12 protein-coding genes are annotated in these 13,939 nt (G+C 75.3%); 5 read left to right on the top strand and 7 right to left on the bottom strand.

All coding sequences use genetic code 11. The features are described 5' to 3' along the window. The first annotated feature begins 14 nt into the window (after positions 1-14). Positions 15-962, top strand: a complete 948-nt coding sequence (locus BMW27_RS17030) for a nucleoside hydrolase (protein WP_091446150.1) — start codon at positions 15-17, stop codon at positions 960-962. Here the strand turns inward: BMW27_RS17030 and BMW27_RS17025 are convergent. Next, complete coding sequence (locus tag BMW27_RS17025) at positions 959-1,654, bottom strand: GAF and ANTAR domain-containing protein (protein WP_175486544.1); 696 nt, start codon at positions 1,652-1,654, stop codon at positions 959-961. The genes BMW27_RS17030 and BMW27_RS17025 overlap by 4 nt on opposite strands. Positions 1,655-1,810: 156 nt before the next feature. Between BMW27_RS17025 and BMW27_RS17020 the strand changes: the two genes are divergently transcribed. Continuing rightward, positions 1,811-2,314, top strand: coding sequence for an ATP-binding protein (locus tag BMW27_RS17020; protein WP_245743662.1), 504 nt, complete (start codon positions 1,811-1,813; stop codon positions 2,312-2,314). A gap of 32 nt (positions 2,315-2,346) precedes the next feature. On the opposite strand, the gene BMW27_RS17015 is transcribed toward BMW27_RS17020, so the two are convergent. From BMW27_RS17015 to BMW27_RS17000, 4 genes are all read right to left on the bottom strand, one after another. Next, positions 2,347-3,945, bottom strand: a complete 1,599-nt coding sequence (locus tag BMW27_RS17015) for a YfjP family GTPase (protein ID WP_091446148.1) — start codon at positions 3,943-3,945, stop codon at positions 2,347-2,349. Continuing rightward, entirely contained in the window at positions 3,942-5,639 is a 1,698-nt protein-coding gene (locus tag BMW27_RS17010) for a GTPase family protein (protein ID WP_091446146.1), read from the bottom strand. Before BMW27_RS17010 ends, BMW27_RS17015 begins: the two co-directional genes overlap by 4 nt. A 29-nt stretch (positions 5,640-5,668) precedes the next feature. Then, on the bottom strand, positions 5,669-6,304 hold the full coding sequence (locus tag BMW27_RS17005; protein WP_091446144.1) for a flagellar brake protein: 636 nt from the start codon (positions 6,302-6,304) through the stop codon (positions 5,669-5,671). A gap of 157 nt (positions 6,305-6,461) precedes the next feature. Beyond that, entirely contained in the window at positions 6,462-7,094 is a 633-nt protein-coding gene (locus BMW27_RS17000; protein ID WP_091446388.1) for a flagellar brake protein, read from the bottom strand. A gap of 199 nt (positions 7,095-7,293) precedes the next feature. Between BMW27_RS17000 and BMW27_RS16995 the strand changes: the two genes are divergently transcribed. From BMW27_RS16995 to BMW27_RS16985, 3 genes are read left to right on the top strand one after another with little or no spacing between them, the layout of a single operon-like run. Then, entirely contained in the window at positions 7,294-9,987 is a 2,694-nt protein-coding gene (locus BMW27_RS16995; protein WP_175486543.1) for a sensor domain-containing protein, read from the top strand. A gap of 34 nt (positions 9,988-10,021) precedes the next feature. Further along, entirely contained in the window at positions 10,022-10,684 is a 663-nt protein-coding gene (locus BMW27_RS16990; RefSeq protein WP_091446140.1) for a pyridoxamine 5'-phosphate oxidase family protein, read from the top strand. Further along, a complete protein-coding gene (locus tag BMW27_RS16985) occupies positions 10,684-11,541 on the top strand; it encodes a formate/nitrite transporter family protein (protein WP_091446138.1) in 858 nt (285 codons plus the stop codon). Before BMW27_RS16990 ends, BMW27_RS16985 begins: the two co-directional genes overlap by 1 nt. A gap of 94 nt (positions 11,542-11,635) precedes the next feature. Here the strand turns inward: BMW27_RS16985 and BMW27_RS16980 are convergent, their stop codons facing one another. Further along, positions 11,636-13,150, bottom strand: a complete 1,515-nt coding sequence (locus tag BMW27_RS16980; protein WP_091446136.1) for a phospholipase D-like domain-containing protein — start codon at positions 13,148-13,150, stop codon at positions 11,636-11,638. Positions 13,151-13,155: 5 nt separating this feature from the next. Beyond that, positions 13,156-13,845, bottom strand: a complete 690-nt coding sequence (locus tag BMW27_RS16975; protein WP_245743661.1) for an NYN domain-containing protein — start codon at positions 13,843-13,845, stop codon at positions 13,156-13,158. Between the last annotated feature and the right edge of the window lie 94 nt (positions 13,846-13,939).

The following is a 13,939-nucleotide window of genomic DNA, read 5'->3' as shown; positions in this document are numbered from 1 at the left end:
CAGGATCGGCAGCCGTGGCGACCCCCCTCGTGATCGACACCGACCCCGGCATCGACGACGCCCTGGCGATCCTGCTGGCGCTGGCCAGCCCGGAGGTCGACCTGCGCCTGGTCACCACGGTGCACGGCAACGTCGAGCTGGCGCAGACCACCGACAACGCCCTGCGGGTGCTGCACCTGGCCGGGCGCTCCGACGTCCCGGTGGCCGCCGGCGCCCGTGACTCGCTGGTGTACCGGCAGCCCGAGCGGGCCGGCCACGTGCACGGCGAGACCGGCCTGGGCGGCGTCCGGCTGGCGGCCTCGCCGGCCGCACCGGACCCGCGCCCGGCGGTGGTCTCGCTGGCCGAGGTGCTCCTGGCCGCGGAGGCGCCGGTGACGGTGGCCGCGATCGGTCCGTGGACCAACGTCGCGCTGCTCCTGGCCACCTACCCCGAGGCCGCCGAGCGGATCGGCCGGCTGGTGCTCATGGGCGGCTCGGCCGCGCGGGGCGGCAACGTGACCGCGGCCGCGGAGTTCAACGTGTGGGCCGACCCGGAGGCCGCGCAGCGGGTGCTGGGCTCCGGGGTCCCCACCGTGCTGGTCGGGCTGGACGTCACGCTGCCCACCGTGCTCGACGACGACGGCATCGCCCGCTTCGCCGCGGCCGGCCCGGTCGGGGCGACCGCCGCCGCGATCCTGCAGCAGTACGTCGACCACGCCCGCACCAGCTACGGCACCTCGGGTGTCGTCCTGCACGACGCGCTGGCGCTCACCGAGGCCATCGTGCCGGGCACGCTGGGCACCGTGCGGCGGGACGTCGTCGTCGACACCACCCTCGGGGCCGGCCGCGGGCAGACGCTGGTGGACCGGCGCGCGGTCTCGGACTCCCCCACCGCGGTGGAGGTGGCCGAGACGGTGGACAGCGCCGCGGCGGTGGAGTTCCTGGTCGGCCGGATCGAGGCGCTGGCCCGGTCGGCCGGCTAGCGGACGCGACCCTCGCGGGTGCCGTCCACGATGGCCTGGGCGATCTCCCGCAGCTTGCGGTTGTAGCGCTGCGAGGCCTCCCGCAGGATCTCGAACGCCGCGTCGGCGTCCACGTGCCGCTGTGCCATGAGCACCCCCTTCGCCTGCTCGATCACCGCACGCGACTCCATCGCCAACCGCATGTTGCGGGCGTGGTCGGCGAGCCGCTCGTGCGCGTCGGCGTTGGCCACCGCGACCGCGACCGCCTCGGCCACCGCCGTCGCCACCTCCACCGACTCCGGTGCGGCGAAGGCGGCCTGCTGCGACGAGTAGACGTTGAGCGCCCCGATCGTGCTGCCCTGGTAGGGCAGCGGCATCGACAGCGAGCTGCGGACGCCCACGTCGAGGACCCGGGCGGTGTAGTCGGCGTAGCGCTCCTCGGTGCGCATGTCGTCGATCCGGATCACGACGCCGGCGCGGCCGGCGTCCATGCAGGGCCCGTAGCCGCGCGCGTACTGCATCTCGTCGGCGGCCAGGGCCATCTCCCCGGTGTGCGCGGCGGTGAAGGCCCGGTCGCCGCGGACCAGGGTGATCGAGGTCGACTCCGCGCCCGGGACGGTACGGGCGGCGATGCCCGTCACCTCCCCCAGGACGTCGTCCAGGGGACGGTCGGCCCACACCACCTGGCTCAGGTCGCGCCACAGGTCCTGCACGCGGCCAGTGTGCCCCCGACCGGCGCCGCCGTGGGGCCGGGCCGCGCCCAGGGGGTCGCCGCTGCAGGGAACGGCCCTTTCGGTCAGGATGGAGGAGAGGGCCGGCCGGGGATCTCCAACCGGCCCGCTCGCCCAGCGACGGCGGAGGAGGTTGCCTTGGGCCAGGAGCCGTGGCCGCACGCACCCGTGCCGTCCCTCGGGGGCGACGTGTGGCACTGGCAGCTCGAGGCGATGCACGTCGTCTCCCGGGTCCGGGCGGACCTGCGGGCCAGGATCGCCCACCCCTCGGTCTGCTCGACGTCGACCGACGACGCGCGTGACGGGCTGCTGCTGGTCTTCGAGGAGCTGGCGTCCAACGCCCTGCGCCACGGCGGCGGCGCGGTGCGCGCACTCGTCGTCGCGGGCACCGACGGCTGGCTGCTCGACCTCAGTGACGAGGCGCCTGACCGCCCACCGGTGCCCGCCGTCGACCGCGACCCGGCACTGGGGGGCATGGGCCTGCACCTGGTCGCCCAGCTCTCCACGGCCTACGGCTGGGAGAGCCGTCCCGGGCGCAAGCACGTCTGGGCCCTGCTGCCCAACGGCCTGCGCCCGCTGGAGCCGGTGCAGGACCGGGTGCCCGAGCCCCGGGCCCCCGAGGTCCCGCGCAGCACGGACTGAGCCCGGAGAGCCCGGCGGCGGCTCGCCGGCGCTCACCTCCCCGCGCGGGTCACCGCCGCGCAGTAGCGGTCGTGGTCCTCGCGCACCTCCGCCATCGGCGCGAGCACCTCCTCCTGCGCCACGACGTCCACCGCCGCGTACAGCCGCTGCTCGGCCCGGCGCGCCCGCCGCCGCGCCCGCAGCCCGACCAGGGGCCGGGCCACCAGCGCCAGCAGCGCCCCGGCCAGCAGCCCGCCGACCAGCAGCAGCGTGGGCAGCGGCAGTCCCTCCACCCGGGGCAGCGGGACGACGTCGTCGAGCTGGAAGAAGCCGAGGACCACCAGGGCCAGCAGCCACAGCGCCCCCGCCAGCGCGACCAGGGTGAGCAGCCACTGCAGCCCGCCGACCGCCCGCTGCCACAGCGGGGTGCGCTGCGGGCCGAGGTCGGTGCCGGCGACGGCCCGGTCGAGCCGGTCGGCCAGCTGCTCCTCCGACACCTCGACGGTGCGCCGCAGCTCGTCCCGCCACGCCTGGGGCAGACCCTCACCGGCGGCCTCGCGCGCCGCGCGCACCGCCCGGGTCACCCCGGCCCGCTGCACCGCGCCGGCGGCCGGCAGGGAGGTACGGGCCACCGCCGCCCCGTCCTCGCCCGTGCCCTGTCCCAGGTGCAGCCGCTCCAGCGGGTCCGGGCGCAGCTTGCGGGTCCAGCGCACCAGCGGCCAGCCGGTGGCCGCCGTCCCGCTGCGGCGCACCGACCGCTCGACGGCGGCGGTGACCGCGGGCACCCCGGCGGCCTCGGCCAGCGCGTCGGTGAGGTGCTCGTGCTCGGCGCGGCCCACCCCTCCCCCGCCGTCCGGGGCGCAGTGCGCCCCGAGCGCCGTGGCGACCCCCCGGACGTCGGCGGCGAGCCGGTCGGTCGCCGCCCGCCGGGCCGTCACCCGCTTGGCCAGATCGGCCCGCAGCTCGCCGAGGCCGGTGCCGTTGCGCGCCGAGACGGCCAGCAGCGGCGTGTCCGCCAGGCCCTCGCGGTCGAGCAGGCCGCGCAGGTCGGCCAGGCAGGCCCGCGCGGCCGCGGGGTCCAGCCGGTCGACCTGGTTGAGGACGACGAGCAGCACGCCCGCGTGCCCGGCCAGCGGCACCAGATAGCGCTCGTGGACGGCGGCGTCGGCGTACTTCTCCGGGTCCAGCACCCACACCAGCACGTCGACCAGCTGCACCAGCCGGTCGACCTCCAGCCGGTGCTCGAGCCGCACGCTGTCGTGGTCGGGCAGGTCGAGCAGCACCAGGCCGTCCAGCGCCGGCTCGGGGGGGTGCCGGTGCCGGCGGGGCACCTGCAGCCAGTCGAGCAGCCGGTCGGTCGCCTCGTCGGCGCCCCAGACGGTGGCGTGCGCGACGCCGGTGGTCGGTCGGCGGACGCCCGGGGTGCTCACCTCGCTGCCCGACAGCGCGTTGAACAACGTGGACTTGCCGCTGCCGGTGGCGCCGGCCAGGGCGACCACGGTGGCGTCGCCGAGGGCCTCGCGGGCTCCGGCCTTGGCCAGCAGGGTCCGGGCCGAGCCGAGCTCGGGCACCTCGAGGCGGCCGTCGGCGACCTCGACCGCCTCGCGCAGCGCCGCCAGCCGGTCGGCCAGCAGCGGCGTCCGTCCCCTCACGCCCGGTCCCGGGCCGCGGCCAGGCCGGCCGCGGCGGCACGCAGCTCGGGGGCGGCGTCGGGTCCCGGTCCGGCGGCGTCGACCAGTGTGTCGAAGCGGTCCTGCTCGTAGCGCAGCAGCGCGTCGGCACGCGCCTGCAGGTCCTCCCGGGCGCGGGCGGCCAGCGAGCGGACGGCCGCGTCGCCGAAAACCGCCTCCAGCAGCCGCTGGCCGACCGCCGTCGTCCCGCCGGCCACCGCCACCTCACCACCGGTGAGCCCCCCGGTGTGCGCGAAGACGGCGACCATGACCGCGGCGCCGGCGCCGTTGACGCCCCAGGAGAGCACCCGGGCCTGGGTGCGCTTGCCCGCGCCCTCCTCACGGACCAGGTCGAGCACGTAGCCCTGCCAGTCGCGGACCTGCGCCGCCGCGGCCTCCGGGAAGTCCGGCGACACCCGGTCCAGCGGCTCGTCCGCCGCGGTCAGCAGCGGCGGCCCGCCGGGCAGCGCGCGCCAGGTGGTGACGGTGCGCTCGGCGGCGCGGTCGGCCTCGGCGCGCAGCAGCGTCTCGACGCTGGTCTCCAGCGCACCCTGCAGCTCTGCGGCCGGCGAGGGGCGGCCCGTGAGGGCGGCGGTGACCCGGTCCCGCACCCGGCCGATCGAGCTCTGCAGCGACCGCATCCACTCACCGGTGCCGACGAACTCCTGCCAGCGGGCCAGCACCTCGCCGCGCAGCAGGCTGCCGCTGCGCACGCCCTCGTCGATGCCCTCGTAGGCGGCGGTGTAGGCCGCCGCCGCAGCCTCCCGCAGCGCGGTGGCGGCCAGCGCCTGCTCCTCGACGGCGGCGGCGATGCCGGCCACCCGGTCCTCCAGGCTGGCCAGCGCGCCGGTCAGCGTCTGGCGGACGACGGCGGCGCGCTGCTCCTGGTCGGCGGCGAGCGCGTGCAGCCAGCCGCGCAGCGGTTCGACCTGGTCCGCGGGCAGGAACCCGTCGACCAGCGGCCGCTCCTCCACGACGAACAGCCGCACCCCGGTCAGGCCCGCGCGGTCGAGCATCCCGGCGAGGTCGGGCGCGATCTCGCCGGCGGCGCCGGGCGGCACCCGGTCCAGCACGACGGCCAGCGCGGTGCCCCGCTCCTGCGCCGTCCGCAGCACGTCCCACGGCACGGCGTCGGCGTAGCGGGCCGCGGTGGTGACGAAGACCCACAGGTCGGCGGCGGCCAGCAGCTGCGCGGCCAGCTCGCGGTTGGACTCCACCACCGAGTCGACGTCCGGCGCGTCGAGCAGCGCGAGACCGGGCGGGACGTCGTCCCGCGGCACCAGCTGCAGCGTGCCGGGGCCGCCGGCCCCGCCGGTGACCCGGGCGAGGCCGGGCAGCACCCGGTCGCCCTGGAAGGCCGTCAGGTCGGTCCGGGCGCAGACCAGCACCGGCGCCCGGGTGGTCGGCCGCAGCACGCCCGCGGTGGTGACCGGTGCCCCGATGATGCTGTTGACCAGGGTGGACTTGCCGGCCCCGGTGGAGCCGCCGACGACGGTGAGCAGCGGGGCGTCCAGGTCGCGCAGCCGCGGCAGCAGGTAGTCGTCGACCTGCTCGACCACCCCGCGGGCCGCACGGCGGGCCGCCTCGCCCCCCGGCGTGGCCAGGCCGAGCGGCGCGGCGGCGACGGCGTCCCTCAGGGAGGTCAGGGCCTCGGGCAGGCGAGCGGGCGCGGTCACGCCCCGGGACTATCCCGCCGGCGCAGTTCCTAGTCGGCCTGGCGGAGACGCTCGAGTCGCAGCGCCTCGAAGACCCGCCGCCGCAGCCGGTCCTGCTCCTGCTCGGTCAGCTCCGGGAACTTCATGGAGATCAGCCAGCGCGGTCCCCGGGGTTCCACGCGCACCACCTCACCGGCCGCGTTGAAGGTGCCGTCCCCCAGCTCCAGGGTCACGTCGATGGGGGTGCCCGGTGGCGGCTGCAGACCCCAGCCGTCGAACCAGACGCGGGCGCCGGCCTCGCTGAGATCCACGGTCTGACCGGTGATGAGCACGGTTCCGCACCGGGCCACGACCGGGAGCTCGACACGGGCACGCACCGACTGACGCCGCTGGCTGGCCTCGGCCGGGCCGGTGATCTGCAGGACCCAGCGCAGCTCCGGGTCGGACCGGACCTCGGTCACCTCCGCGGGGAGCGACCGCCCGCCCGTCGGGCCACCCCACAGGACCTCGACGCGGTGCCCCGGCTGGACCTTGAGCTTCTCGGCGTACTCGGCCAGCACGAGCCGGACCAGCAGGTCGGTCCCGTCCGAGACCTCCACGTGACTGGGCAGCGCGACACCGCGGGCCAGCGGGATGACCTCGGCTGCACCGCCCGGCTCTGGCCAGTCCACCCCGGCAACGCTCATCTTCGTCTCTCCGATCGGATCCACCGTCCCCCGGTGGCGTGCGGCCGGAGGCGATCCGGCCGCACGTCCCCGGGGATGCACGACGGTCCTGGGATCGGCCGGGCAGGCGTCGGGCTTGAGTGGAACCGGGGTCCCCTTCCCCCGGGGGACCGCCGGTTCAGGTCGCCGCGCGGGCCCGCTCCTCGCGCATCGCCTGGAACACGCGGCGGCGCAGCCGGTCCTGGTCCTTCTCCGGCAGGTCGGTGAAGCGCAGGGACAGCGTCCAGCGACGACCCCGCACCTGGTACCAGACCACCTCGGCCGAGGTGGTCAGCGCGCCGTCCTCCAGCTCCAGGACGACGGCGACTGCGGCACCCGGCGACGGAGGTGCGCCGTAGGCGTCGACGACGGCGCGGGTGCCGGCCTCGCTGAGGTCGAGGACGTCACCGGCGAGGTCGACGCCGTCGACGGTCACGGTGAGCCGCACCGCGAAGCGGCCGCGGACGGCCTCCCGGCGCTGGACCGGCTCGGCGGGTGCGGTGACGTCCAGGTGCCAGCGCGGTACGGCGCCGTGCTGGACCGTGGCCACCTCGGCCGTCACCATCCGGACGTCGGGAGCGTCGTGCCAGACGAGCTGCACCTCCTCGCCGATGCGGACGACCTGCCCGGCGAACTCACCGACCGACGGGCGGACGACGACCGTGGCCGCGTCGGCGGCCTCGACCCTGGCGTTCACGGACACCCGGTGCCCGGGCAGCACCACCTCCACCTCACCGTCCCGGTGCGGGTGGTCGACCCCAGGCGTGTTCATGGTGCCCCTCCGTTCGGCTGCTGCAACGGGCAGTGACGAGGGCCCGCGAGGCGGAACGGTAACCGCCGCCCGTCCCGCCCCCTGCCGAGGACCGTCGGGTCGGCGTGCCGCTCACGGCGGGACCCGCTTCGCCCCTCGGCGGGGGCAGGCGACGGTCGAGCCCTCAAGGTCCCGCGCCCACCACCCGATCTGCAGTCCCATGACCCGCAAGCTCCGTCCGTGGCGCCGTGCCCGCGGATCGGTCGGGACCGCCGTCCCGACCCTCGCCGACCGCCTCCTGGCCGTGACGAACCAGGGCGTCTACGCCGTCGACACGGCCGGACGGTGCATCCTGGCCAACGAGGCCGCCGCCCGCCTGCTCGGGACCGTCCGTCCCCTCCTGCTGGGCGCCCACGTGCACGAGGAGCACCACGGCCGGCCGGCCGGGGAGCCGGCCGAGGACTGCCCGCTCTGCGCACCCCTGCACTCCGGTCGCCCGGCTCGTGGCACGGCCACCCTCACCGCGGTCGGCCGCAGCACGCTCACGGTGGACTACGTCAGCTCGCTCGTGACCCACGAGGACGAGCCGGTCGCCGTCTTCTGGTTCCAGGACGTCGCACCGCGGCACCAGACGGAGTCGGCGCTGCACCAGCTGGAGACGAAGTACCGCGCGGTCACCGAGTCGGCCAGTGACGCGATCGTCTCCGCCGACGCCCGCGGGCTGATCGTCAGCTGGAACCGCGGCGGTGAGGCGATGTTCGGCTACGCGGCCGAGGACGTCATCGGCAAGCCGCTGACCGTCCTGATGCCCGAGCGCTACCGCGACGCCCACGAGCGCGGCATGGGTCGCTTCCTGCTCACCGGGGAGCCCCGCGTCATCGGCTCGGGTGCCGTGGAGGTGCACGCCCAGCGTGCGGACGGCACCGAGTTCCCCGTGGAGCTCTCGCTGTCGCACTGGGCCGAGGGCGAGGGGCGGTTCTTCACCGGGATCCTCCGGGACATCACCGAGCGCAAGCGGGCCGAGGCGGCGCTCGCCCGGGAGACCGGCTTCGTCCGGCTGCTGCAGCGGGTCAGCGTCGCGTCGAACGAGACCTCCAGCGGGCGCGAGGCGCTGGAGACCGGCCTGCGCATGATCGCCGAGCACACCGGGTGGCCGGTCGGGCACATCTACCTGGTCGATGACGACGGCGAGACGCTGTGCTCGTCCAACATCTGGGTGCGGCCGGACGACGATCGGCTCCTGCCCTTCCTGCAGGTCACCACGGCGACGCCGTTCCGCGCCGGCACCGGGCTCCCCGGACGCGTCCTGGCGACCAAGCAACCCAGCTGGATCTGCGACGTCACCACCGACGACAACTTCCCCCGGCGCGGCGCCGCCCGGGACAGCGGTCTGGCTGCGGCCTTCGCGTTCCCCGTGCTGGTCGGGAGCGAGGTCACCGCCGTCCTGGAGTTCTTCACCTCCGAGCCGCTGCAGCCCGACGACGCCCTGTGCGAGGTCATGGGGCAGATCGGCACCCAGCTGGGCCGCGTGGTGGAGCGGGAGCTCGCCCAGGGCAGGCTGACCCACCACGCCCTGCACGACCCGCTAACCGGGCTGCCCAACCGCGTCCTGCTGCTGGACCGGCTGGAGGTGGCCCTGGCTCAGCGCAACCGCGGCGGGGTCGCGGTGGCGTTCGTCGACCTCGACCACTTCAAGCTGATCAACGACAGCCTCGGACACGCTGCTGGTGACACCGTGATCGCCGCTGCAGCCACGCGGTTGCGGGCCGTGGTCCGGCCGGGCGACACCGTCGCCCGGTTCGGCGGCGACGAGTTCGTCATCCTCGCCGAGTCCGTGGTGGACGAGCGGGACGTCGAGGGGCTGGCCGAGCGCCTCGCCGGTGCGCTCGCCGCGCCCTTCGACCTGGACGGCGACGAGGTGTTCGTCACCGCCAGCATCGGCATCGCGCTGTCGAGCGGCACCGACGGGGACGCGCACGGCCTGCTCCGTGACGCCGATGCGGCCATGTACCGCGCGAAGGACGCGGGGCGCGCCCGGCACGAGGTCTTCGACTCGGTCATGCGGGCCGGGGCCGTGCGCCGGCTGGAGATCGTCAACGACCTGCACCGTGCGCTCGAGCGCGACCAGTTCGTGCTGCACTTCCAGCCGCAGATCGACCTGCGGACCAACAGCCTCATCGGCGTCGAGGCCCTGCTCCGGTGGGTGCACCCCGAACGGGGGCTGATCCCGCCGATGGAGTTCATCCCGGTCGCCGAGGAGACCGGCCTGATCAACGACCTCGGGCGGTGGGTGCTGCGCGCCGCCTGCCAGCAGGGCCGGACCTGGCTCGACCGGTTCCCCGAGCGGGAGCCGCTGGTCATGAGCGTCAACCTCTCGGGCCGTCAGCTGCACCAGCCACGCCTCGCGGAGGAGGTGGCCGCGGCGCTCGAGGACTCCGGCTTCCCTGCGGACCAGCTCGTGCTGGAGATCACCGAGAGCGTCCTCATGAACGACACCGCGGCGACGATCCACACCCTCGAGGCGCTCAAGGAGCTGGGCGTCCGCCTGGCCATCGACGACTTCGGCACCGGCTACTCCTCGCTGACCTACCTGCAGCGCTTCCCCATCGACATCCTCAAGATCGACAAGTCCTTCGTCGACGGGCTGGGTGGCGCCAACATCGAGGAGTCGGCGGTGACCCGCACCATCGTCGCGCTGGCCAAGACGCTGCGCCTGGAGACCGTCGCCGAGGGCGTCGAGCGCAGCGAGCACGTGCGTGAGCTGCAGAGCCTGCACTGCGACATCGGCCAGGGCTACTTCTTCGCCCGGCCCCTGGACGCCGGCGCGCTCACCACGCTCATGGCCCAGCCGGACACCCCCGTGGCGGCACTCGGCTCCCTGGCCGACGTGGACCGGCTCCTCGAGTCCCGCTGACCGCCCCCCTCCCCTCCGAACCCGAGGAACCCCCATGCCTGGCTCGACCGGCGAGCACCTGCTGCAGGAGCGGTACGGCACGACCGCCCGCGCCCGCGGCTTCTACAACCACCAGATGCTCGACCACCTCAACGACCACATGCGGGAGTTCGTGGCCCGCATGGAGATGGTCTTCGTCGCCACCTCCGACGGCGCCGGCGAGGCCGACTGCTCCTTCCGCGCCGGACCGCCCGGGTTCGTCTGCGTCCTGGACGACACGACCCTCGCCTACCCGGAGTACCGCGGGAACGGCGTCATGGCCAGCCTCGGCAACATCGCCGAGAACGGGCACATCGGCCTGCTGTTCATCGACTTCTGCGGTGACGCCATCGGGCTGCACGTGAACGGCCGCGCCTCGATCCTGGACAACGACCAGCTGCTCGCCCGCCCGGACCTGCCCGACAGCGTCCTCGACGGGCTGCTGCAGGACGGCGGGCGGCGTCCCGAGCGGTGGGTGGCCATCGACGTGGTCGAGGCCTACATCCACTGCTCGAAGCACATCCCGCAGATGGTCAAGCGGTCCGAGGTCCGCCAGGCGTGGGGCACCGACGACGTCGTCCGCAAGGGCGGGGACTACTTCAAGGCCAAGCACTCGTCCCGTCCGTGGGTGGACGGCGTCCCCGCCGGCGACGCCCCGGCCGGGCAGCGCAGCCACTGATGCCGCGGACCGTCCCCGAGGCCGCCGCCGAGCTGGCGGAACAGGCCGCGGCCAAGGCGGCCGCGGCGACCGGACCGGCCGGCTACCTGAAGAGCTCGGTGCTGGCCGGCGGTTACGTCGGGATCGCCGTCGTGCTCCTGGTCAGCGTGTCCGCCCCCCTGGCCGCAGCCGGCTCCCCCGTGACCAGGCTGGTGCAGGGAGCCGTGTTCGGCCTCGCGCTCACCCTCGTCGTCTTCGCCGGGGCCGAGCTGTTCACCGGCAACGTCATGGTGATGGCGCACGGCATCAGCCGACGGAGCTCGGGCTGGCGCTCCGCCGGCACCGTGGGTGCCCTGTCGCTCGTCGGCAACGCGATCGGTTCGCTGGGCCTCGCCGGCGCCGTCCACCTGAGCGGCGTGCTCAGCGCGGGACCGGGGCCGACCGGCGCGTCGCCGGCCGTGGCGCTGCTGGGCAGCATGGTCGACGGCAAGACGGCCGCCACCGGACCGCAGCTGTTCTGGCGGGCGGTCCTGTGCAACGCGCTCGTGTGCCTGGCGGTCTGGATGGCGACGCGCGCGGCCACGGACGGGGCCAAGCTGGTGGTCCTGTGGTGGGGGCTGCTCGCGTTCACCGGTTCGGGCTTCGAGCACTCCATCGCCAACATGACGACGTTCTCCCTCGCTGCGCTGGAGGGTGTCGCGGGATGGTGGGACCTGGCCGGGAACCTGGTGTGGACCATCCCGGGCAACGTCGTCGGCGGCCTCCTGGTCGCGGCCGCCTACGCCGGGCGGGCCGGACGGGCCGGTCGCAACCCGGCCGTGCTGCCCCCGGGAGCGGTCCGCGAGGCAGCCGTGCCGGGCCCGCGCCAGGCGGCCTGAGTCCCGCCGGGCCCCTCCTCGGCGGTCCCCCGGGGTGCGGGGCCCGGGTGCGGCCGCGCGGGCCGAGTCGCGGACCGGGACACCGGCACGGTGGTCAGCGGCGGCGGGTCGACCTGCCGTGCACCCGCGGCCGGAAGCTGCGGCGCACCCGTTCCCACCGGTTCGGCGTCCGCTCGGCGTCGAGCAGCTCGGTCTCGGCCAGCGCCTGCTCCACCGGGCCGAGGTCCGGCGGGGCCAGGGGCACCAGCGAGCGGCCGATCGGCCGGCGCAGGCTCTCCACGGCCTGCAGCAGCGACCCGCCGCAGGCCTCGACCGCGTCGGCGACCGCGGACGGCGGCACGCCGAGGTGCTCGCCCAGCAGCCGGTCGCGCAGCCCGGTGACGGCAGCGGCCTTCTCCTCCGCGCGCGGGTCGCCGGGACGCACCTCGATGGACACGTCGCACTCGGTGTCCATCCCCATGGACCGGTTGTTGAGGTTCGACGAGCCGATCCGCAGCAGCCGGTCGTCGACCACCGTGACCTTGGCGTGCACGTAGATCGGCCGGCGTCCCTCGGTGACCGGCACGTAGAGCTGGAACCGGCCGTGGACGTCGGCCTCCCGCACCAGCGCGAGCAGCTTGGCGCGGGCCGTGCCCATGGCCTTCTCCTGCAGCCACCCCTCGGCGGTCTCGGGGTTGACGACGACGAACTCCGGGCCGTCGGGCTCGCGCAGCCGCTCGGCGATGGCCTCGGCGATCCGGCGGTTGGCGAAGTACTGGCTCTCGATGTAGACCGAGCGCCGGGCCGCGGCGATGACCGCCAGCCACAGCAGCTCGATCTCGTGCACCAGGCTCGTCCCGCCGTGCTCGGGCCGGGTGCGCGAGATGGCGACGTCCACGTCGGTCAGCAGCGGCTCGACGTCCGGCCAGCAGGCCTCGACGTCCTCGACCGGCTCCAGCGCCCGCCCGGTGCCGCTCTCCCACCGCTCCCGCGCCAGGTCGCCGATCGCGCGGGCGGCCGGCCCGGACACCAGGCTGGTCACGTCGTGCCAGGGGCCGGTGAGCCGGTGCGACGAGGGACGGCGCCGCAGCTGGTTCCGGTCGAGGTGCTCGGAGGTGTCCCAGCGGTCGGTGGTGACGTCGATGCCGCCGGCGAAGGCCAGGCAGTCGTCGATGACCACGATCTTCTGGTGGTGGGCGCCGCCCACGGGGTGGTGGGTGTCCACCGTCATCGTCAGCCGGTCGGGGGTGCGCCGGTCGAGCAGCACGACCGGCACCAGGCCGCGGCCGAGCGCGCCGACGACGCCGTAGTCCCAGACCAGGACGCCGATCTCCAGCTCCGGGTTGGTGCGGACGGCCTCCTCCAGCACCCGGCCCAGCTTGTCCGGGCGCCGTCCGCCGACGCGCCGCCGCCCTGCCCCGCGCGGGTCCATCCGGATCCGCGGGTCGAAGTCCCAGCCGATGAACAGCACCCGACGCCGGGCGTTCAGCACCGCTTCCCGCAGGACCGCGAAGTAGTCGGCCGCGTCGACGAAGACCGCGTGCCGGTCGGCGCGCTCGATCCGCCAGCAGGTCTCGCCCGGGACCAGCAGCTCCTCGGTGGCGACCGGCCCGGTGCCCTCGTCGAACACCTGGGTCAGCCGTTCCGGCGGACGTAGGAGCTGACGAAGTCCCGCAGGCTGCGGGTGGGCCGCAGCCATGCGCCGTCCGGCGGCAGGGCGTCCAGGCGCACCCGGTCCAGCGGGACGGCGAAGGCGCCCGGCACGTCCTCGATGTCGATGAACTCCAGCAGGTCCGACCCGATCGCGTAGCCGGCGACCTCGCTGAAGGCGACCACCGTGACCTGCGTGCCGGTGCGGGCCAGCTCCTCCAGCGGCTCGGCGAAGTTGCGGCCGTCACCGGAGAAGACCACCAACCGGCGCAGCCGGTGGCTGTGCCGGCGGACGTCGATGTGGTCGAGCATCGCCTGGTCGATGTCGTCGTCGGGCTGCTGCTTGGGCCGGGCGAAGACGGCGAAGCCGAAGCTGCGCAGCGCCTCCACCCAGCGCTGCAGGCTGCCCACCACGGGCGGGATGTTGGCGAAGACGCAGGCCTCGACATCGGGGGCGTCGGGCGCGCCGGAGTCGCCCGCTCCCTCCACGAACCAGGCGGCGATGGCGTCGAACCGGGGGCGCGACGCCGCGGTCGGGCGGGCGCCGATGACCGTCGACAGGGTCATGTCGATGTTCGGCGCGTCCCAGATGAGCAGGTCCAGCGCCGGGCGTGCCCGCCCGTCGAGCGCGTCGGTGTCGGGCGCCGTCTCCGCGGCTGCGTCCAGGTCGGTCACGGGGGCAGTCTGCCCGGCCGGGACCTCGACGGGGGACGGCACACCCGTCGAGCGGGGCGGGCCGGCCGGTGCGGTGGCCCGTCGCGGCGTGCGG

The organism is Geodermatophilus poikilotrophus (assembly GCF_900111455.1).
In the GTDB taxonomy this organism is placed as follows: domain Bacteria; phylum Actinomycetota; class Actinomycetes; order Mycobacteriales; family Geodermatophilaceae; genus Geodermatophilus; species Geodermatophilus poikilotrophus.
The sequence above is the reverse complement of the archived record's forward strand: the minus strand, read 5'-3'. Positions and strand labels throughout refer to the sequence as shown.